This window comes from Pseudomonas sp. Marseille-Q8238 (assembly GCF_965111915.1).
This window is the reverse complement of record NZ_CBCOPI010000001.1, coordinates 3,924,776-3,944,262: the sequence shown is the minus strand read 5'-3', so window position 1 is coordinate 3,944,262 and position 19,487 is coordinate 3,924,776. Positions and strand designations below refer to the sequence as shown.

The 19,487-nt window shown below is 62.3% G+C and carries 16 protein-coding genes; 3 read left to right on the top strand and 13 right to left on the bottom strand.

Features of this window, described 5'->3' with window-relative positions; all coding sequences use genetic code 11:
• Positions 1-35 precede the first annotated feature (35 nt).
• The 9 genes from pgi to ACWPW0_RS18280 all read right to left on the bottom strand — a co-directional run bounded on the left by pgi (position 36) and on the right by ACWPW0_RS18280 (position 11,467).
• Complete coding sequence (pgi, locus tag ACWPW0_RS18320; protein WP_454256100.1) at positions 36-1,700, bottom strand: glucose-6-phosphate isomerase; 1,665 nt, start codon at positions 1,698-1,700, stop codon at positions 36-38.
• Between the two features lie 120 nt (positions 1,701-1,820).
• Positions 1,821-2,201: an aspartate 1-decarboxylase gene (gene panD, locus ACWPW0_RS18315; RefSeq protein WP_447593800.1), complete on the bottom strand. Its 381-nt coding sequence runs from the start codon at positions 2,199-2,201 to the stop codon at positions 1,821-1,823.
• A 98-nt stretch (positions 2,202-2,299) separates the two neighbouring features.
• Positions 2,300-3,148 (bottom strand): pantoate--beta-alanine ligase, encoded by an 849-nt coding sequence (gene panC / locus ACWPW0_RS18310; protein ID WP_454256099.1) that lies wholly within the window; start codon positions 3,146-3,148, stop codon positions 2,300-2,302.
• Positions 3,145-3,945: a 3-methyl-2-oxobutanoate hydroxymethyltransferase gene (panB, locus tag ACWPW0_RS18305; protein WP_447593796.1), complete on the bottom strand. Its 801-nt coding sequence runs from the start codon at positions 3,943-3,945 to the stop codon at positions 3,145-3,147. Before panB ends, panC begins: the two co-directional genes overlap by 4 nt.
• A gap of 252 nt (positions 3,946-4,197) precedes the next feature.
• Positions 4,198-4,698: a 2-amino-4-hydroxy-6-hydroxymethyldihydropteridine diphosphokinase gene (gene folK / locus ACWPW0_RS18300; protein WP_454256098.1), complete on the bottom strand. Its 501-nt coding sequence runs from the start codon at positions 4,696-4,698 to the stop codon at positions 4,198-4,200.
• 1 nt (position 4,699) lies between these two features.
• Positions 4,700-6,103, bottom strand: a complete 1,404-nt coding sequence (locus ACWPW0_RS18295) for a polynucleotide adenylyltransferase PcnB (protein ID WP_454256097.1) — start codon at positions 6,101-6,103, stop codon at positions 4,700-4,702.
• A gap of 706 nt (positions 6,104-6,809) precedes the next feature.
• Positions 6,810-8,228 carry a sigma-54-dependent transcriptional regulator gene (locus ACWPW0_RS18290; RefSeq protein ID WP_454256096.1) on the bottom strand — a complete coding sequence of 473 codons (1,419 nt, stop codon included), beginning with the start codon at positions 8,226-8,228 and terminating at the stop codon, positions 6,810-6,812.
• A gap of 124 nt (positions 8,229-8,352) precedes the next feature.
• Complete coding sequence (locus ACWPW0_RS18285; RefSeq protein ID WP_454256095.1) at positions 8,353-11,307, bottom strand: sensor histidine kinase; 2,955 nt, start codon at positions 11,305-11,307, stop codon at positions 8,353-8,355.
• Complete coding sequence (locus ACWPW0_RS18280) at positions 11,291-11,467, bottom strand: hypothetical protein (protein ID WP_003095129.1); 177 nt, start codon at positions 11,465-11,467, stop codon at positions 11,291-11,293. Before ACWPW0_RS18280 ends, ACWPW0_RS18285 begins: the two co-directional genes overlap by 17 nt.
• Before the next feature lie 312 nt (positions 11,468-11,779).
• Between ACWPW0_RS18280 and ACWPW0_RS18275 the strand changes: the two genes are divergently transcribed.
• Positions 11,780-12,637: an SPFH domain-containing protein gene (locus ACWPW0_RS18275; protein WP_447593785.1), complete on the top strand. Its 858-nt coding sequence runs from the start codon at positions 11,780-11,782 to the stop codon at positions 12,635-12,637.
• Between the two features lie 96 nt (positions 12,638-12,733).
• Here ACWPW0_RS18275 and gluQRS read toward each other — a convergent pair whose 3' ends face one another.
• Complete coding sequence (gluQRS, locus tag ACWPW0_RS18270; RefSeq protein ID WP_454256094.1) at positions 12,734-13,621, bottom strand: tRNA glutamyl-Q(34) synthetase GluQRS; 888 nt, start codon at positions 13,619-13,621, stop codon at positions 12,734-12,736.
• A gap of 145 nt (positions 13,622-13,766) precedes the next feature.
• Positions 13,767-14,210 (bottom strand): RNA polymerase-binding protein DksA, encoded by a 444-nt coding sequence (dksA, locus tag ACWPW0_RS18265; protein ID WP_447593781.1) that lies wholly within the window; start codon positions 14,208-14,210, stop codon positions 13,767-13,769.
• Between the two features lie 206 nt (positions 14,211-14,416).
• Between dksA and ACWPW0_RS18260 the strand changes: the two genes are divergently transcribed.
• Together ACWPW0_RS18260 and sfsA are read left to right on the top strand one after the other, a co-directional pair.
• Entirely contained in the window at positions 14,417-15,598 is a 1,182-nt protein-coding gene (locus ACWPW0_RS18260; RefSeq protein WP_454256093.1) for a pyridoxal phosphate-dependent aminotransferase, read from the top strand.
• Positions 15,595-16,302 carry a DNA/RNA nuclease SfsA gene (gene sfsA, locus ACWPW0_RS18255; RefSeq protein WP_454256092.1) on the top strand — a complete coding sequence of 236 codons (708 nt, stop codon included), beginning with the start codon at positions 15,595-15,597 and terminating at the stop codon, positions 16,300-16,302. Before ACWPW0_RS18260 ends, sfsA begins: the two co-directional genes overlap by 4 nt.
• A 10-nt stretch (positions 16,303-16,312) precedes the next feature.
• On the opposite strand, the gene ACWPW0_RS18250 is transcribed toward sfsA, so the two are convergent.
• Both ACWPW0_RS18250 and ACWPW0_RS18245 read right to left on the bottom strand, forming a co-directional pair.
• Positions 16,313-16,630 carry a Rieske (2Fe-2S) protein gene (locus ACWPW0_RS18250; protein ID WP_454256091.1) on the bottom strand — a complete coding sequence of 106 codons (318 nt, stop codon included), beginning with the start codon at positions 16,628-16,630 and terminating at the stop codon, positions 16,313-16,315.
• Positions 16,631-16,839: 209 nt separating this feature from the next.
• The gene (locus ACWPW0_RS18245; RefSeq protein ID WP_454256090.1) at positions 16,840-19,452 is read right to left on the bottom strand and encodes a TonB-dependent receptor; all 2,613 of its coding nucleotides are present in this window, start codon (positions 19,450-19,452) and stop codon (positions 16,840-16,842) included.
• Positions 19,453-19,487: the final 35 nt, after the last annotated feature.

Below are 19,487 nucleotides of genomic sequence, written 5' to 3'. Positions count from 1 at the left end.
ATGAAAAAGCCCGGCGCTAGGCCGGGCTTTTTGGGTCAACCGCGGTGACGGCCGCGGAAGAAGTCGATCAGACCCTGGGTCGAGGCATCCTCGGCGGGTGGTTCGTCCCAGCCGGTGAGGCGCTGGTAGACGCTCTTGCCGAGGTCTTTGCCCAGTTCCACGCCCCATTGGTCGAAGGCATTGATGCCCCAGATCACGCTCTGCACGAACACCTTGTGCTCGTACATCGCCACCAGCGCGCCGAGGCGACGTGGGCTGACACGCTCGAGCACCAGGGTGTTGCTTGGCCGGTTACCCGGAATCACCTTGTGCGGGGCGAGGCGCTGCACTTCGGCTTCGGGCAAGCCTTTGCCGCGTAGCTCGGCTTCGGCTTCTTCACGGCTCTTGCCCAGCATCAGCGCCTGGCTTTGCGACAGGCAGTTGGCATACAGCCACTGATGATGGTCGGCCACCGGGTTGTAGCTGACCACCGGCACGATGAAGTCGGCCGGAATCAGTTGCGTGCCCTGGTGCAGCAATTGGTGATAGGCGTGCTGACCGTTGCAACCGACACCACCCCAGATCACAGGCCCGGTATCGGTGCTGACGGCGCTACCATCCTGGCGCACGCTCTTGCCGTTGGACTCCATGTCCAGCTGCTGCAGGTGTTTGGTGATGTTGCGCAGGTAGTGGTCGTACGGAAGGATGGCATGGCTCTGTGCGCCCCAGAAGTTGCCATACCACACGCCCAGCAGGGCCAGGAGGACGGGCATGTTCTTCTCGAACGGCGTGCTGCGGAAGTGCGTGTCCATGCTATGGGCGCCGGAGAGCAGTTCCTTGAAGTTGGACATGCCAATGGCCAGGGCGATCGGCAGGCCGATGGCCGACCACAGTGAGTAGCGCCCACCCACCCAGTCCCACATCGGGAAAATGTTCTTTTCACGGATGCCGAAGGCAACGGCGGCTTCCTTGTTGCTGGTCACCGCGATGAAGTGGCGGTAGAGCTTTTCCTCGGTGCCGCCACGGGCTAGGTACCAGGTGCGCGCAGCCTGGGCGTTCTTCAGGGTTTCCAGGGTGCTGAACGATTTGCTGGAGACAATGAACAGCGTGGTTTCGGCACTCAGCTTGCCCACCAGTTCGTGGAATTCACTGCCGTCGATATTGGCCAGGTAGTGGCAGCGTACGCCGTTCTGGGTGAATGGCAGCAGCGCTTCGGAAACCAGTTGTGGGCCGAGGAAGGAGCCGCCGATGCCAATGTTGACCACGTCGGTGATGGTCTTCTCGCTGTAGCCGCGCCACAGGTTGCTGTGGATGCGCCCGACGATCTCGGTCATCTGGTTGAGCACGCGGTGCACGTCATGCATGACGTTCTCGCCATCGACCTTGACGCAATCGCCGATGGGGCGGCGCAGCGCGGTATGCAGGGCGGGACGGCCTTCCGAGGCGTTGACGTGGTCTCCCTCGAACAGCGCCAGGATGGCCTGCTCCAGGCCGGCCTCACGGGCCAGGCGCACGAGCAGTTCGCGGGTCTCTTCGTTGACCAGGTTTTTCGAGTAATCGAGGAACAGCCCGCAGGTGCTCATGGAAAACTGGCTGAAGCGTTTGGCATCCGCCGCGAAGGCATCGCGCATGCTGAAAGTCTGCATGCTTTCGCGGTGCTGGCGCAGGGCCTGCCAGGCGGGCAGGGTCGTCACGTCGAGCGGGGTCTGGTAGTACGCCATCGGCTGCAGTTTCCTTCTTGTCCGACCATCAAACTGGTTCTTGAAACGGTAGTACAACGTCGAGCAGGCATTAAAAAGCCCGGCAGATACCGGGCTTGGAGTGTAGCGGCGAGAGGTCGTTCAGGCGACCTGGACCGGAATTGCATTACTGGTGTGGCTGAGTGCGCCATCGGCAGCCATGTACAGCACACGCGGTTGGAAATTGGCCAGTTCTGCTTCGCTGTACTGGGCATAGGCGCAGATGATCAGGCGATGGCCGACACCGGCTTTATGCGCAGCGGCGCCGTTGACCGAGATGATGCGCGAGCCTTCTTCGCCACGGATGGCGTAGGTGGTGAAGCGCTCGCCATTGTCGACGTTATACAGCTGGATCTGCTCGTATTCGCGGATGCCGGAAAGATCGAGCCATTCCCCGTCGATGGCGCAAGAGCCTTCATAGTCGAGTACCGCATGGGTCACGATGGCCCGGTGCAATTTGGCCTTGAGCATGATGGTGTGCATGGCGCTTTCCTCGTCAGTACTGCAAGCGGCGGCAGAGTGTGCCCGAACCGCTAAAGGCGTTCAAGGCGACCCTGTTCAAGGCAATTCTGCCCACGTTTTCAGCGGTCGAAAGCCAGATTGTCGATCAGGCGGGTAGTGCCCATATACGCTGCGGCGAGAATGACCAACTGCTGATCATTGGCACTCGCGGGCTGCAACTCGTTGCTCTCGCGGATTTCCAGATAGTCAGGGCGGAAACCGGCAGCGATCAGCTCGGCGTTACCGCCATCGATCAATTCGGCAAAGTCCGTTTCCCCTCCGCGAATGGCGTCGGCCAGGCGGCTCAGCATGCGATACAGGGCCGGAGCGCTGGCGCGCTGTTCGTCATTCAGGTAGCCATTGCGCGACGACAAGGCCAGGCCATCTTCGGCGCGCGCGGTGGGCTCGCCGACGATCTGCACGGGCATGTTCAGGTCGCGCACCAGGGCACGAATCACCGCCAGTTGCTGGAAGTCCTTTTCGCCGAACACGGCAAGATCAGGCTGAACCATGTTGAACAGCTTGGTCACCACCGTCGCCACACCCTCGAAATGACCAGGTCGGCTGCCGCCGCACAGGCCTTCAGAGAGGCTTGGCACGCTGACCCGAGTCTGCAGCCCCATACCCTGGGGGTACATCTCTTCGACCTCGGGGGTGAACAGCAAATGGCAGCCAGCGGCTACCAGCTTTTCCTGGTCGGCGATGAGGGTGCGCGGGTAGCGCGCCAGGTCTTCGCTGGGGCCGAACTGCAACGGATTGACGAAGATGCTGGCGACGACGAAGTCGGCGCGCTGGCCGGCTTTCTCCACCAGTGCGACATGCCCGGCATGCAGGTTACCCATGGTCGGTACAAACGCGATGCGCTTGCCTTCGGCGCGTGCTCGAGCGATGGCCGCTCGTAGTTCACGTACGGTCTTGACGGTGTTCATGCGGAAAAGCCGTGCTCCGGAGCAGGGAATTCGAGGTTCTTCACAGCTTTGACATAAGCCTCCAGAGCTGCCTGGATGCTGGTCTGGCCTTCCATGAAGTTCTTCACGAACTTCGGCGCGCGGCCGGTCAGGGACAGACCGAGCATGTCGTGCAGGACCAGAACCTGGCCATCGGTAGCGCTGCCAGCACCAATGCCGATAACCGGAACTTTCACCGCCTGGGAGATTTCGGCAGCCAGTTCGCTAGGCACGCATTCGAGCAGGATCATCGCCACGCCGGCCTGTTCCAGCGCCATGGCATCGGCACGCATCTGACGGGCCTGGGCATCGCCACGGCCTTGTACCTTGTAACCACCGAATACGTTGACTGCTTGTGGCGTCAGGCCCAGGTGCGCGCATACCGGTACACCGCGCTCGGCCAGTTGCCGAATGGGTTCGGCCAGCCAGGCGGCCCCTTCGAGCTTGACCATGTGCGCGCCGGCTTGCATCAACGCCGCGCTGCTGGCGAAGGTCTGTTCCAGTGTGGAGTACGCCATGAAAGGCAGGTCGCTGATGATCAGGGCGCCCTGGTTGCCGCGCTTCACGGAAGCGGTGTGATAAGCCATGTCGGCCAGGTTCACCGGCAAGGTGCTGTCATGGCCTTGCAGTACCATGCCCAGTGAGTCGCCCACCAGCAGCACGTCCACACCCGCCTTGCAGGCAGCCTGGGCGAAGGTGGCGTCATAGGCGGTCAGCATGGCGATCTTCTCGCCTTTTTGCTTGAGGCCCAGCAGGGTGCTTATGGTTGTATCAGGCATGAAAACGTCCTCATCAGCGGGCTCTATGACAACTGTTTACGCCCGGTTATGCCACCTGAAAACAGACGCAGATACCTGTGCTTATCACGAGTGCACTGCGCGTTTTCGTCTGTGTTCAACTCAGCTCATCCGTCGCGCGTTACACGTCCATAAAACCCGATTGTCGTGCGGTTTTTGCACCGCCTCAGGGCAACGGGACGCCTATAGTCCCGATGAGGGTGCATGAAGTCAATCGTGGGTGTTACCGGTTTGTTACCGCGTTACCGGCGCCGGCGCCACGCGTTCCAAGCCGACAAAGGGGCACGCGGCGAGCAGTTGCTGCAGCGTGCGGCCATCCGGGAAGTGCAGGTCGACGGCAATTTCAGCCAGTGGATAGAGCACGAAGGGGCGAGCCTGCATGTGATAGTGCGGCACGATCAGGCGTGGTTCGTTGAGCAGGTGCTGGCCGAACAGCAGGATGTCGAGGTCCAGGGTGCGCGGCCCCCAGCGCTCATCCTTGCGTACCCGGCCCTGTTCGAGCTCGATGGCCTGCAGGGCATCGAGCAGTTCAAGTGGTGCCAGCTCGGTTTCCAGGGCCGCCACGGCATTCACATAGCGTGGCTGATCGGCTGGGCCAAGTGGATCGCTGGCATAGAAGGACGACGTGGCGACAACCCGCGTGTGTGGCAACTGAGTCAATGCCAACAAGGCATTGCGCAGTTGTTGCAGTGGCTCGGCCAGGTTGCTGCCGAGCCCGATATACACGCGCTCCATCTTATTCACTGGCAGGGCTGTCGCTGCGTGGGCCGCGTTTGCGGCGGCCCCCACTGCGGCGGCGCTTGCGGGCCGGGCCATCGGTGCCTTCTTCAGCCTTGCTGCTGAGCTCGCGAATCATGCTGCGGCGTTCGCTGTCGCTGGCGTCCTGATAATCGGTCCACCAGTCGCCGAGGCCGTCCGTCTGCTCGCCGGCATCTTCGCGCAGTAGCAGAAAGTCATAGCCGGCACGGAAGCGCGGGTTTTCCAGCAGCAGGTCGGCGCGTTTACCACTGCGCCGTGGCAGGCGTTCCTGCATGTCCCAGATCTCGCGGATCGGCAGGGTGAAACGCTTGGGAATGGCGATCCGCTGGCACTGCTCGCTGATCAGCTCATGCGCCGCTTCCTGCATGGCCGGGATGGGCGGCATGCCACGGTCCTGCAGGCGCACCACCCGGGCAGGCAGCGCCGGCCACAGCAGGGCGGCAAACAGGAAGGCGGGTGTTACTGGCTTGCCCTGTTCGATACGCGCATCGGTATTGGCCAACGCCTGGCGGATCAACGTGCCGGTGTACTCGGGGTTCTGCTTGAGGGCAGTGGCGCTGGCTGGAAACAGCGGGGCGAACAGGTCGTATTCGACCAGCAGGTCGAAGGTGTACTGGGCATAGCCGGTGAGGAACAGCTTGAGCACTTCATCGAACAGGCGCGCCGAGGGGATGTCGCGCAGCATGGGCGCGAGGCGCCGAATCGGTGCAGCGCTGTGCTTCTCGATGTCGAAGTCGAGCTTGGCGGCGAAGCGGACCGCACGCAGCATGCGTACCGGGTCTTCGAGATAGCGCTTCTCCGGGTCGCCGATCAGGCGAATCAGATGGTTGCGGATATCGTGCACACCATTGGCGTAATCGAGGATGCGTTCACCGGTTACGTCGAAATACAGCGCGTTGATGGTGAAGTCACGACGTTGGGCGTCGTCTTCCAGGCTGCCATAGACGTTGTCGCGCAGAATGCGTCCGCTTTCATTGCGCGAAGACAGGTGGCTGTCTTCTTCCTCTTCACCTTGCGGGTGATTGGCGCGGAAGGTGGCGACTTCGATGATCTCGCGACCGAAATGCACGTGGGCCAGCTTGAAGCGTCGACCGATGACCCGGGCGTTGCGGAATTCGGCCCGTACCTGCTCCGGCGTCGCGCTGGTGGCGACGTCGAAATCCTTGGGTTGCAGGTCGAGCAGCAGATCACGCACACAACCACCCACCAGGTAAGCCTGGTAGCCCGCCTGTTGCAGGCGCTCGACGACGTTGACCGCATTGCGGCTGAAACGGGAGCGTTGCAAGGCATGCTGACGGTTGTTCAGCACTTCAGGTTTGCTGTGGGAGTGGGGGTTACGCTTCAGTGGCGAGCGAAATGACTTGAACAGCTTCTTCAGCATGGGGGGCACTGTTTGATGGTTAAAACGGCCGTATCAGTGCGTCGTGCTACGCCGGAATGGGAAAGGACGGCGATTGGCGACGGACTGAAAAATGCATTAGACCGCACGAGTGGCGCGGATTCTAGCATTGAGGGAGGGGAAGGAGAATTAAATGGCAGGCTGGGGATAAAGCTACTGGGGGAGCCGAAGCTCCCCCCCAAATAGGTCTGTGCTTTGTTTTTATTATTATGGCGGGCCTGTTGTTTTTGTTGGTTGGCCCGTTGTTGGTAGCCCAAATCGGGTACCAGTAGCAAACGGATTACTTTGGATGCTGACATTGCCATGATCAATCCGTGATCCAACCAGTTCCGGCGCTGCCTTAGGGCAGTTTTGTTATTCTCAGCCTGGCTGTGGGGCGAACCCCAAAAGCAATTCCTCTCCAAAATGATCAGTTAGCTGCGCCTCCGCCTTCTTGTTTTTATTGTGCTGGAGCCGTTCTGTCTTATTTTTATTATGGTTTTTCTAGCTTGTTATTGTTGTTGTGCCAGACATAAAGCAGAAGCCGTGCCAGTTTTTAAAAATCCTTATTTATCAATTGCTTAGTATTTTTGACCCTGGCAAGCAGGCAAGAAAAAGCCGGGTCATCGTTACCGTTGAACCCGGCTTTGTTACGCGATATTGATGGGGGTAACAGATCGGTGTGGCGTGGGCCTGTTACCGGCGACCCTCAGGACTCGCTGGTAGCGCCGGATTTGCGGCGTGGAATACCCAGGCGCTGGCGACGTTCCCACAGGCACTTGCGGCTGATGCCGAGTTTCCTGGCCAGTTCGGTTTCCGTCATGTGGTCCTGATGTTCGAGCACGAAGTGCTGGAAGTAGTCTTCCAGGGACAGGTCTTCGGTAGGCTCGTGATTGCTGTTGGTGCCGGTTACCGGGCTGGGTGGCAGGCCGAAGTCATCATCACGCAGGTCGTCCAGCTCGATATCGATGCCCAGTAGGTCGGCGGAAATTTCCGGACTCTCGCAGAGAATCACGGCCCGCTCGATGGCGTTTTCCAGCTCTCGCACGTTGCCCGGCCATGGGTAATGACGGATGGCCTGTTCGGCGTCCTGAGCGAAGTGCAGCGTCTCGCGTCCCATGCGTATGCACTGGCGCGCAAGGAAGGCGTTGGCGATTTCGTTGACGTCGGCACCGCGCTCGCGCAATGGCGGTAGCTTCAGGGCGATGACGTGCAGGCGGTAATAAAGGTCTTCGCGGAACTGGCCGATTTTCGACAGGGTCTTGAGGTCGCGATGGGTCGCGGCGATCAGGCGCACATCGACCTTTTGTGACTGCACCGAGCCAACCCGGCGAATCTCGCCTTCCTGCAATACCCGCAGCAGGCGGGCCTGGGCTTCCAGTGGCAGTTCGCCGATTTCATCGAGGAACAGGGTGCCGCCGTCAGCGGCCTCGACCAGGCCGGCACGGCTGGCGCTGGCGCCGGTGAACGCGCCTTTTTCGTGGCCGAACAGTTCCGACTCGATCAGGGTTTCGGGGATCGCCGCACAGTTGACCGAGATCAGCGGTGCCTTGGCGCGCTTGGACAGGTTGTGCAGCGCGCGGGCGACCAGCTCCTTACCGGTACCGGACTCACCCTGGATCAGGACATTGGAGTCGGTCGGCGCGACCTTGCGAATTTTGCTGTAGAGGTCCTGCATGGCGGCGCAGGAGCCGATGATGCCGATCTCGCCTTCGGCACTGGCGGTCGCCTTGCCGGCATTCTTGCTCGGGCTTTCCGAAACCTTGCTGCGCGCAGCCTGATGGTCACGCAGGATGCGCGCGGCGGCTTGGAGCATCTCGTCGTGGTCGAAGGGTTTGGCGATGTAGTCGACCGCGCCCATCTTCATCGAGTCCACCGCCGAGCGCAGACTGGCGTAGCTGGTCATGATCAGCACCGGCGTGCCGTCGGCCAGTTTGATCAGTTCGGTGCCGGGCGCGCCGGGCAGGCGCAGGTCACTGACGACCAGGTCGAAGTCCGGGATGTTGTAGCGCTCCTGGGCTTCCTGGACCGAGCCGGCTTCGCTGACCCGATACTGGTTGCGCTCCAGCAGGCGGCGCAGGGCCGAGCGGATGATGGTTTCGTCTTCGACGATGAGGATATGTGGCATTGAATTCTCTTCTCTCGACGGTCTCGGAACCTCGTCAGTATCTGTTGCGAACCGTGGGCCAGCGTGGCTGCGTGAGCGGCTGGCCCGGGCTTGCGAGATACTGAACAGGATTCCAGATCACTGCTCAGGTCGCTTCAGACGTCGCGTCGACAAACCTCGGCAGGGTCACCCGGAAACGGGTGCCGCACTGCCGTTCAAGGTCGGCCGGGCTGTCGATGATGATTTGTCCATAATGCTCTTCCACGATCGAATAGACCAGAGCGAGTCCCAGGCCCGTCCCTTTGCCAGGGTCCTTGGTGGTAAAGAACGGTTCGAACAGGCGGTCCATGATCGCCCGTGGAATCCCGCTGCCTTCGTCCTCGACGATCAGTTGCACGCTCTGCTCCGAAGCCTCGCTGCTGACGCGAATGGCGCCACCGGTCGGTGAGGCATCGCGGGCGTTGGACAGCAGGTTGATCAGCACCTGGGCCAGGCGTTGCGGGTCGCCCTTGGCCAGGTGGTCGGGATCGCACAAATTGTAGAACTGCACTTCGGTGCTGTTGCGGTTCAGCGCCAGCAGGCTGATGGCATCCTGCGCCACGTCGGCCAGGCTGACTGGGTATTCGGAGCGTTGCTGGGCGCCGGCATGGGCGAAGTTCATCAGCGACTGGACGATGCGCGAGATACGCTTGGTCTGGTCGATGATCTGCGAGCTCAGCTCGACCATTTCTTCATCTTCTTCCCGCTCTTCGCGCAGGTTCTGCGCCAGGCAGGCAATGCCGGTGACCGGGTTGCCGATTTCGTGTGCGACCCCGGCAGCCAGGCGGCCGATGCTGGCCAGGCGTTCGGAATGCACCAGTTGGTCTTCCAGGGCGCGGGTTTCGCTGATGTCCTCGACCAGTACCACCAGGCCGCTGTTGCCCGGTGCCAGGGGTTCGTCGATGGCGGCCTTGTGCAGGTTGAACCAACGTTCTTCGCCATCCAGGTTCAGCTGCTGCTTGTGCTGATGCTCGTCGTCCAGGCAGGTGAAGCTTTCCAGCAGTTCGCGCCAGGGCTCGTCCAGCGCGGCCAGGCGCGAGCCGACCACACGTTGCGCGGGAATCCCGGTGAGATCCTCCATGGCACGGTTCCACATGAGGATTTCCTTGTCCTTGGCCAGCGAGCAGACGCCCATGGGCAGCTCCTGCAAGGTCTGGCGGTGGAAGCGGCGCAGGGCATCGAGTTCGGCTGCCAGGCCGGTGAGGCGCGAGTGGTAGTCCTCCAGGCGGCTCTCGATGAAGTGGATGTCTTCACTGACATAACCCTCGCTGCCCGATTTGTAGGGCAGGAAGGTTTCCACGATGTCCTGGGCCACGCTCGGGCCCATCAGGCCGGACAGGTTGGCTTCGAGGCGATCACGCAGGCGGCGCAGGGCATAGGGGCGGCTCTCGTCGAAGGGCAGGTGCAGGTCGTGCAGCGCCCGTTCGACTTCCTTTTGCGCGGTTTTGGCGCCGAGCGGTTTGGCCAGTTGGGTGGCGAACTCCTGGGGCGAGTTGGCCAGCAGTTCGCGGCGCTGTGGGCGGCGGACGTTATCCACCGTACAGGCCTCGGCGGCGCTACGTTCCTCGGGACTGGCTTCGGTGAACAGCGAGATCAGGGTGAACACCAGTACGTTGGCGGCCAGCGAGCCGATGGCCGCCAGGTGCCAACTGGTGTCGCTGAGGCTGTAGATGATGTTCAGGAACGGCACCTGGATGCCGTCCAGATTGCTCACCAGCGGCAGCAGCATGGTGATGGCCCAGACCACGATGCCGGTGAGCAGCCCACTGATGAAGCCACGCCGGTTGGCAGTCGGCCAATACAGCACCGACAGGGCGCCCGGCAGGAACTGCAGTGTCGCGACGAAGGCGACGATACCGAGGTTGGTCAGGTCCTGTTCGGCACCGAGCAGCAGGTAGAAGCCGTAGCCGGCCATGATGATGGCGATGATCAGCGCGCGCCGTGTCCATTTCAGCCAGCGATAGATGTTGCCCTCGGCCGGCGGCTGGTACAGCGGCAGGACCAGATGATTGAGCGCCATCCCTGACAGGGCCAGGGTGGTGACGATGATCAGGCCGCTGGAAGCGGAGAGACCGCCGACGTAGGCGATCAGCGCCAGGGTCTCGCTGTTGACCGCGATACCCAGGCCGAGGGTGAAGTACTCGGGATTGGTGGTGGCGCCGAGCTTGAGGCCGGCCCAGAGAATCAGCGGTACCGACAGGCTCATCAGCAGCAGGAACAACGGCAGGCCCCAGCTGGCACTGACGATGGCGCGCGGGTTGAGGTTTTCGGTAAAGGTCATGTGGTACATGTGCGGCATGACGATGGCCGAGGCGAAGAACACCAGCAGCAGGGTGCGCCAGGGGCCTTCCTGCAGTGGCGTATGCAGCGCGGAGAGTGCGGCCTGGTTCTGCAGCAGCCACAGCTCCAGTTCACGCGGCCCGCCGAACACGCCATAGAGGGCATACAGGCCGATGCCGCCCAGGCAGACCAGTTTGACCACCGACTCGAAGGCGATGGCGAACACCAGGCCTTCGTGTTTCTCGCGGGTGGCGATATGGCGTGCGCCAAAAAGGATGGTGAACAGCGTGATCAGGGCGCAGAAGGCAAAGGCGAAGCGGTTCTGCAGCGGCTCACGGGTGAGGATGCCGATGGAGTCGGCCACGGCCTGGATCTGCAGGGCCAGCAACGGCAGCACGCCGATCAGCATGAACAGGGTGGTCAGGGCGCCGGCCCAACTGCTGCGGAAGCGGAAGGCGAACAGGTCGGCCAGCGAGGACAGTTGGTAGGTGCGGGTGATGCGCAGGATCGGATACAGCAACACCGGGGCGAGCAGGAAGGCGCCGGTAACACCCAGGTAGCTGGCGAGGAACCCGAAGCCGTACTGGTAGGCCAGGCCGACCGTGCCGTAGAACGCCCAGGCACTGGCATAGACACCCAGCGACAGGGTGTAGGTCAGCGGATGACGAATCACCCAGCGGGGGATCAGGCCCTTCTCGCTGATCCAGGCCACGCCGAACAGCATTAACAGGTAGGCGGCGCTGATCAGGACCAGCTGGCTCAGGCTAAAGCTCGTCAGCATCACGTTGGCTCTGCAGGATAAAGGTGACGACGATGAGGATCAGCCACAGCAGGTACGGGCGGTACCAAGCGCCATTGGGGTCGATCCACCAGTCCATGATGGCGGGGGAAAACAGGTAGATCCCCACCACCAGGAGCAGGACCAATCGATAGATGTACATGGGTGTTCTCGTCGCAGGCGAGCGGCGATGGTAGCGGATCGATCAAGGGCCAGCGAGAGGCGTGCTACTCGCATCGCCTTGGTGGGACGGTGCGCACGCCGGGACAGGCGTGAACCATCCCACGGAATGCTGACGAGGCACACGAGTAATGCCGCGAAAAATGCGACCATGGAGGTTGTCGAAAGCAGCGGTTTAGTGGGGGTAATGCATGAATATCGTTATCTATCTGATTGGGCTGGTCGTGTTGACGGCGTTGATCGTCCGCGGTGCTGTCGCGTTTTATGATGACTGGAAGAAGAGGAATCCGAGGTAATGACGCAAATCAACTTCAAATGGGTGGTCCTGGCTCTGCTGGCGCTGCTGCTGTTCGTCTCGTTTGCCGGTTCGTTCTACACCGTGGATGAGAAAGAGCGCGGGGTGGTGTTGCGCAATGGCAAGTTCATCGATGTGGCCGAGCCCGGCCTTGGTTTCAAGCTGCCCTTCATCGAGTCGGTCAAGTTCATCAGTGTGCAGAACCATGCCACCCGTTATGAGCGGTTGCAGGCCTACAGCCGTGATCAGCAGTCCGCCTCGCTGAATGTCTCGGTGTCATGGCATGTCACGCCTGGCGAAGTGGCCGACGTATACAAGGCCTATGGCGACCTCGAGACGTTGATGTCGCGCCTGATCAGTCGTCAGGTCCCGACCCAGGTGGAGAATGTCTTCGGTCGCTATACGGCGATCAATGCGGTGCAGAACCGTGGGCAGTTCGTCGCCGATGTGGCTGCGGCGATCAAGGCCGAGATTCGCGGGCCGGTGGTGATCGACAGCGTGCAGGTCGAGAACATCGATTTCAGCGATGCCTACGAGAAGTCGATCGAGGAGCGCATGAAGGCCGAGGTGCAGGTCAAGACGCGTGAGCAGATGCTGGCGACCGAGGAGGTGCAGGCGAAGATCCGGGTGACCCAGGCGCAGGCTGAAGCCGACAGCCAGGTGGCGCAGGCCAAGGCCGATGCCGAAGCGACTCGTCTGCGTGGCGAGGCTGAAGCCGACGCCATTCGTGCCCGCGCCCAGGCGCTGGCCAGTAACCAGAACCTGGTGGAGCTGACCAAGGCTGAGCGCTGGAACGGCGTGCTGCCGACTACGGTGTTGCCTGGCGGCACCATGCCGTTCATCGACGTCAGCAAGTAACACGCTGCGTGTTCAGATGCTCCGGGCAAACCGGAGCATCGTGCGGTTACCTTCGTTGTACCACTCGGTGCACTGACACCCCCTCGTACCTATTTATTAGCGCAGTTGGGCTTCGGCCAGCGTTGGGCTGCGCGGAATTCGTGTGGCGTCCCAGTGTTCGATGCCCCAGGCCAGCAGTTCGCCGGCCGCGGCGCCGGCCAGGTCGGCGGGTGGTTGCTGGCCCAGTGCACGCAGCGCGCGTAACAGCAGCGGCGAAGCCTGATCGCCAGGCAAGGGAGGCGAACGGTAGGTCTTGCCCAGCTTGTGGCCGTCGGGCTGGATGATCAGCGGCACATGCAGGTAGCGCGGTTGCGACAGGCCCAGCAATTCCTGCAGGTACAGCTGGCGTGGCGTGGAGTCGAGCAGATCGGCGCCACGCACTACGTCGGTAATGCCCTGCCAGGCGTCGTCGAGCACGACGGCCAGTTGATAGGCATACAGGCCATCGCGGCGGCGAATGATGAAGTCACCGACTTCGCGGCCCAGGTGCTGGCGAAACTCACCTTGCACCCGGTCATGGAAGTGATAGTTCAGCTCGGGCACGCGCAGGCGTATGGCGGCATCTTCAGCGTCGTGCCCGGCGTTGCGACAGAACCCCGGGTAGATGCCGTTGTAGCCCTCCAGTTGTTTGCGCGAGCAGGTGCAGGCATAGGCCAGTCCCTGACCGAACAACTGCTCGAGACGGGCGGCATAAACGTCGAGGCGCTCGCTCTGGCGTACCAGTTGGCCATCCCACTCGAAACCGTAGGCCTCCAATGTATGCAGGATCGCGTCCTGGGCGCCGGGTACTTCGCGGGGCGGGTCGAGGTCTTCCATGCGCAGCAGCCATTGGCCGCCAGCATGGCGCGCGTCGAGGTACGAGGCGAGGGCGGCAACCAGCGAACCGAAGTGCAGGTAGCCACTGGGTGTGGGGGCAAAGCGCCCGACATAGGAGGATGCGTTCATCGGCAGAAGACTATCTGGCGGTGGTTCATGAGGCCAGTGGGGCAGGTGGCAGTGATCACTGCGATACGGCTGGCTCGATGGCAAGCGCGGGGTGTTCGATCAGGCGCTGGAAATGAAACGGGGCGCCTGAGCGCCCCGTCCGGAATCAGGAACCGAGTTGCTTTTCCTTGATTTCCGCCAGTGTCTTGCAGTCGATGCACAGGGTTGCGGTTGGGCGTGCTTCGAGACGGCGGATGCCGATCTCGACGCCACAGGAATCGCACCAGCCGTAATCGTTGTCTTCGATCAGTTGCAGGGTTTCGTCGATCTTCTTGATCAGCTTGCGTTCGCGATCACGGGCACGCAGTTCCAGGCTGAACTCTTCTTCCTGGCTGGCGCGGTCCGCCGGATCCGGGAAGTTGGCCGCTTCATCCTGCATGTGGTGCACAGTGCGGTCGACCTCCTGCATCAGCTCCAGCTTCCACTTGTTGAGGATGCCGGTGAAGTGAGCGCGCATAGGCTCGCTCATGTACTCTTCGCCCTTCTTTTCTTTGTAGGGCTCAAAGCCACGGGCCAACTGGCTATTGCTTGGTTTTGCTTTGGTGGGCATGGATGGCCGCCTCTCACTTTCTCTGATCCATAGCGCAGGATCTGTTCCTTTACCGGCAGGGCCGGGCCTGCGGCGTGCAAGCGGGCGAACTTACCAGATCGACCCAGGGTTCGCTACTCCCTGTTGCCTTGCTTGTTGGTGGGCTTGTTACGGGGTGCTCGAACAGTTGGTTAGAATCGTCTCTTTGTCTGGATAAAGGAAGGCCAATGGCCCAGCCCTGGAGTGCGCGCAGCCGCGCCATCGAACCGTTCCATGTCATGGCATTGCTGGCCCGTGCCAACGAATTGCAGGCCGCTGGCCACGACGTGATCCACCTGGAAATCGGCGAGCCGGATTTCACCACGGCAGAGCCGATCATCCGTGCCGGGCAGGCCGCACTGGCCGACGGACGGACGCGCTACACCGCCGCGCGCGGGCTTCCGCAGCTGCGCGAAGCCATCGCCGGGTTCTACGCGCAGCGGCACCAACTGACTATTGACCCCAAACGCATCCTGATTACGCCCGGCGGTTCGGGGGCTTTGTTGCTGGCGGTGAGCCTGCTGGTCGATCCGGGCAAACATTGGCTGCTCGCCGACCCGGGCTACCCGTGCAATCGTCATTTCCTGCGACTGGTCGAGGGGGCGGCACAACTGGTGCCGGTTGGCCCGGACAGCCGCTACCAACTGACGCCGCACCTGGTGGAGCGCCACTGGGATGGCGACAGCGTCGGGGCACTGGTTGCCTCACCTGCAAATCCGACTGGCACATTGCTGCAGCGTGACGAGCTGGCGGCGCTGTCCGCCAGCCTGAAGCAACGCGGCGGCCATCTGGTGGTGGACGAGATCTACCACGGGCTGACCTACGGCTGTGAAGCGGCCAGTGTGCTGGAGGTCGACGACGAGGCCTTCGTCCTCAACAGTTTCTCCAAGTATTTCGGCATGACCGGTTGGCGCCTGGGCTGGCTGGTGGCGCCGGAGAATGCCGTGCCCGAGCTGGAGAAGCTGGCGCAGAACCTTTACATCAGTGCGCCGTCGATGGCCCAGTACGCCGCGCTGGCCTGCTTCGAACCGGCGACTTTGGCGATCCTCGAGGAACGTCGTCACGAGTTCCAGCGGCGGCGCGATTTCCTCCTGCCGGCGTTACGCGAACTGGGCTTCGGCATTGCCGTGGAGCCCGAGGGCGCTTTCTATTTATATGCGGATGTCTCGGCCTTCGGCGGCGATGCGTTCGCCTTCTGCCAGCATTTTCTGGAGACCGAGCACGTGGCCTTCACGCCCGGTCTGGACTTCGGCCGGCATCTGGCGGGTCACCATGTGCGGTTTGCCTATACCCAGAGCCTGCCGCGTCTGGAGCAGGCGGTCGAGCGCATTGCCCGTGGCCTGAAAAGCTGGGCGGCGCTCGCCCGATGAAGTTCGTACCGGACCTGGAAGAGGGGCGCCTGCTACGCCGCTATAAGCGTTTCCTCGCCGATATCGAGACCACCAGTGGCGAGCTTCTGACCATCCACTGCCCCAACACCGGCTCGATGTTCAATTGCATGAGCGAGGGCTGTCGGGTCTGGTTCAGTCGCTCCAACGATCCCAAGCGAAAATTGCCGGGCACCTGGGAAATCGCCGAAACGCCCCAGGGGCGGTTGGCCTGCATCAACACCGCGCGGGCCAATGCCTTGGTCGAGGAGGCGTTGCGTGCTGGAGTCATCACTGAACTGGACGGCTTCACCGCACTCAAGCGCGAAGTCGCCTATGGCGTAGAGAACAGCCGGGCGGATTTCCGCCTGGACTATCCGAGTGGTGCGGTTTTCGTCGAGGTGAAAAGCGTCACCCTGGGCTTCGATGGCACCACGGTCGCGGCGTTTCCCGATGCGGTCACCCTGCGGGGCAGCAAGCACCTGCGCGAGCTGGCTGCGTTGGCACGGCAGGGCATGCGGGCGGTGCAGTTGTATTGCGTCAACCTGTCCGGCGTGGAGGCTGTGCGCGCGGCGGTGGAAATCGACCCGGCTTATGCGGCAGGGTTACGCGAGGCCAAGGCGGCAGGTGTCGAGGTGCTGGCCTACGGCGCCGAGATCACTCCGCAGGCAATACGCCTGGTGCGCCGGCTGGATGTGCAGCTGTAGGCGCACGTTCCTACGGATTGACCCAGATTCCCGTGCTGTCTTCGCGGCAGGCAATGGCTCGCAGTGACTTGCCGGCACAGGGGCCGGTCACGCATTCGCCACTTTCTATAAGGAACAGCGCGCCATGGTGAGCGCACTGGATCAGGCTGCCGCTGGCGTCGAGGAAACGATCGGCCTGCCAGTCGAGGCTAATGCGCTGGTGTGGGCAGCGGTTGTGATAGGCATAGACCTCGCCATCGCGGCGCACCGCGAACAGGGCGAGGTCATCGATCAGAAAGCCCCGGCTCTGGCCTTCGGCCAGTTCATCTGGGGCGCATAGAAGAATCATCGGGCTTCTCCATGCCGGGGCGGGGATTATCCCGTAGATGCGCTACGCCTGTCGCGCTTGGAACCTGCTTCGGATCTGTTACAGGCCGGGCAAACGGCGTTTGCGTGAGGGCGCCTCGCCCTCGTTTTGCTCTAGCTCGCGACCCGAGACAGGTTCTGAGGCGATGGGCACATCACCGCGGGCGTTGTTCCGGGGTGACGTGCTGCCCGTCAGATATCCCACACCAGGTTGACCGAGACATTGCGCCCTGGCTGGCTGAGGCGGTCCATGGTCGCCGGCGCGGTCACCCCGGCCTCACCGTTGCCGTCATAGCCGCGCACGTCGTCCCACAACCAGTATTTCTTGTCGGTCAGGTTGTACAGGCCGGCGTTGACGGTCAGGTCGTTGGTCAGCTTGTAGTAGCCAGTCAGGTCGAGAATGCCGAGCCCGGGTGTGGCGAACTGGCTGCCGCTGCCATCCGGGGATTTGAAGCTGGTGTCGTCGATTCGCGTCTTGCGCTTGATCAGGGTCCAGTTCAGCAGGCCACCGAAACGCTCCTGTTCGTAGCCCAGGCCGAATACGCCGGTCAGCGGGTTGATGCTGTTCAGCGGCTCGCCCGTGTCGTCGTTACGGCCTCGGGCATAGGCAATGGAGCCCTGGGTATAGAGGCCGGGCAGGGCACCGAAGCTGTCCAGGTTCAGGCGACCCTTGGCTTCCGCGCCTCGGATGCTGGCCCGGCCGATGTTCTCGCTGCGAAATACGCTGAAGCCGCCACTGGTGCCTACGGCATCGTTGTCGATGAAGTCGCGGTAGCGGTTGTAGAACACGGCCACATCGAAGCTGCCACCCTCGAAGTTGCCACGCAGACCGGTTTCTACACCGCGGCTCTTCTCGGGTTCGAGATTCGGGTTGGGCTCCACGATGTAGCGCAGGTTGGCGTTCTCGAAGCGCCCGTACATGTCCTTGGCTGCTGGCGTGCGGAAGCCTTCGGCGTATTGGCCGAACCAGGTGTAGTGGTCATCGAAGGCATAGGTCACGCCGAGTTTGGGCGAAACGCGCTGCCAGGTTTCATCGCTGGGCTTGAAGTCATTGCCGGCCAGAGTGGCGCGATATTCATTGGTCAGCTCGGGTTTGAGCTGTGTACGGTCGTAGCGCAGGCCAGGCAGGAAGGTCCACTGGTTCCAACTGATTTCGTCCTGCAGGAACAGGGCATAGACATTGACGGTTGGATCGGGGAAGTCACTCTGTGCCGCTGGTGTGTCACTGGCATTGTTGCTGACCGAGCCGGGCCCGCCAGCGCACGCCGCGCCTATGGCCGCCTGGCAGATGCCCAGGCCGGTGCGCAGGCCGGTGACTTTCTGATGCTTGAGATTGAGCCCGTAAGTCAGCAGGTGCTCGGTTTCGCCGAGCGCGAAGCGTTTGTCCAACTGCGTGTCCAGCACCCACTGGCGGTCCTTGTAGTAGGTGTCGCGATAGCGCATGACATCGCGCGTGACCACGCCCGCGAAACCGGCCATGTAGTGCTCTTGGGTGCTCTGGTCGGTCTTGGCGATCTGATAGTTCAGGCTCCACTTCAGGTTGTCGGCCAGCGCGCTGTCCAAGGCCAGGCTGTGCTCCAGGCCGAAGCGTTCGCGGGTGATGGTGTCGTTACCGCTGCGTGCCCGGTAGAGGTTCTGGCCCACGCCGATGGTGGGGGCGTTGAAGGGGCCGCCGACGGCGCTGAGCTGGTTGGTGTCGCGGTCGTCCTTGTACTTCTCGTAGGTCAGCTGCAGGCGGTCGCTGTCGTTGTAGTTCCAGCCCAGCTTGGCCAGCAGGTTGGTGGTGCGCACGTCTTCCGGGTTGGCCTCGGTGCGGTTCAGGCCGATCCCGCCCTGGTTGCCATAGGATTCGGTTTCGTGACCATCCCGGCGGGACAGGTGCAGAAGGGCGTCGAAGGCCTCGTGGCGACCGGCGACGGTGGCGGATTTGAGCCAGCTCTCGTCGGCCGAGCTGTAGCCGGTTTTCAGGCGTGCGCCGACGTCCTGGCCGGGTTTGATGATGTCATCGGCGTCCAGGGTGAAGTAGCTGACCGCGCCGCCGATGGCGTTGCTGCCATACAGCGCCGAGGCCGGGCCACGGAGAACCTCCACGCGCTTGACGATCTCCGGATCGACGTAGTTGCGGTGGGTATTGGCGTAGGGGCCGTAGTAGAAGCTGGCCGGTATCTCGACGCCGTCGACCTGTGTCAGTACCCGGTCACCATCGATGCCACGGATGTTGTAGCCGGTGGCGCCTGCGCGCTGGCCAGTACCGCCGACGGACACGCCCGGCTCGTTGCGTACCAGCTCCTTGAGGGTGTTGACGTTGTTGCGGTCGAGGTCGGCGCGGTCACGCACGCTGACGGTAACCGGAACCTGATCGACATCGCGGGCATGGCGAGTCGCGGTGACGGTCTGTGGCTGCAGTTCGAACGAGCGGGACTGTTCCGCGCGGCGCAGGACGATATTGCTGGGCCCGACCTGCACGAAATCCAGGCCGCTGCCGGACAGCAGGCGCTGGAGTGCCTTCTCGGCCGAAAGGTTGCCGCGTGCGCCGGGAGAGGTAACGTTCTCGGCCAGCTCAGCCTGCAGGCCGATCTGCCAGCCGGTCACACTGCTGAACGCGTTGAGGGCGCTGCCCAGCGGTTGGCGCTCGATGTTGAACGGGTAGCTGATGCGAACCTGCTGATTGTCCGTGGCGGCCAGCAACGGCCCGGTGGGAGCCGAGGCGAGGGCGATGGACAGGGTCAGCAGAGACAGGGCGCGCAGGGGAAGGCTGTTCTGGGTGCGCAGGCTATCCAGGGAAGTGCGTCGGGAGGCGGTCATCGAGCTCTCTTCTTCAGTCGAAAGTTTCGCTGTAA

Coding starts and splice junctions, on each gene's coding strand:
- ACWPW0_RS18260 (WP_454256093.1), top strand. CDS start 14,417: ATGGCCCAGCCCTGGAGTGCGCGCAGCCGCGCCATCGAACCGTTCCAT.
- ACWPW0_RS18275 (WP_447593785.1), top strand. CDS start 11,780: ATGACGCAAATCAACTTCAAATGGGTGGTCCTGGCTCTGCTGGCGCTG.
- panC (WP_454256099.1), bottom strand. CDS start 3,148: ATGAACACCGTCAAGACCGTACGTGAACTACGAGCGGCCATCGCTCGA.
- ACWPW0_RS18295 (WP_454256097.1), bottom strand. CDS start 6,103: ATGCTGAAGAAGCTGTTCAAGTCATTTCGCTCGCCACTGAAGCGTAAC.
- ACWPW0_RS18280 (WP_003095129.1), bottom strand. CDS start 11,467: ATGTACATCTATCGATTGGTCCTGCTCCTGGTGGTGGGGATCTACCTG.
- gluQRS (WP_454256094.1), bottom strand. CDS start 13,621: ATGAACGCATCCTCCTATGTCGGGCGCTTTGCCCCCACACCCAGTGGC.
- ACWPW0_RS18285 (WP_454256095.1), bottom strand. CDS start 11,307: ATGCTGACGAGCTTTAGCCTGAGCCAGCTGGTCCTGATCAGCGCCGCC.
- folK (WP_454256098.1), bottom strand. CDS start 4,698: ATGGAGCGCGTGTATATCGGGCTCGGCAGCAACCTGGCCGAGCCACTG.
- ACWPW0_RS18290 (WP_454256096.1), bottom strand. CDS start 8,228: ATGCCACATATCCTCATCGTCGAAGACGAAACCATCATCCGCTCGGCC.
- panB (WP_447593796.1), bottom strand. CDS start 3,945: ATGCCTGATACAACCATAAGCACCCTGCTGGGCCTCAAGCAAAAAGGC.
- pgi (WP_454256100.1), bottom strand. CDS start 1,700: ATGGCGTACTACCAGACCCCGCTCGACGTGACGACCCTGCCCGCCTGG.
- dksA (WP_447593781.1), bottom strand. CDS start 14,210: ATGCCCACCAAAGCAAAACCAAGCAATAGCCAGTTGGCCCGTGGCTTT.
- ACWPW0_RS18245 (WP_454256090.1), bottom strand. CDS start 19,452: ATGACCGCCTCCCGACGCACTTCCCTGGATAGCCTGCGCACCCAGAAC.
- panD (WP_447593800.1), bottom strand. CDS start 2,201: ATGCACACCATCATGCTCAAGGCCAAATTGCACCGGGCCATCGTGACC.
- sfsA (WP_454256092.1), top strand. CDS start 15,595: ATGAAGTTCGTACCGGACCTGGAAGAGGGGCGCCTGCTACGCCGCTAT.
- ACWPW0_RS18250 (WP_454256091.1), bottom strand. CDS start 16,630: ATGATTCTTCTATGCGCCCCAGATGAACTGGCCGAAGGCCAGAGCCGG.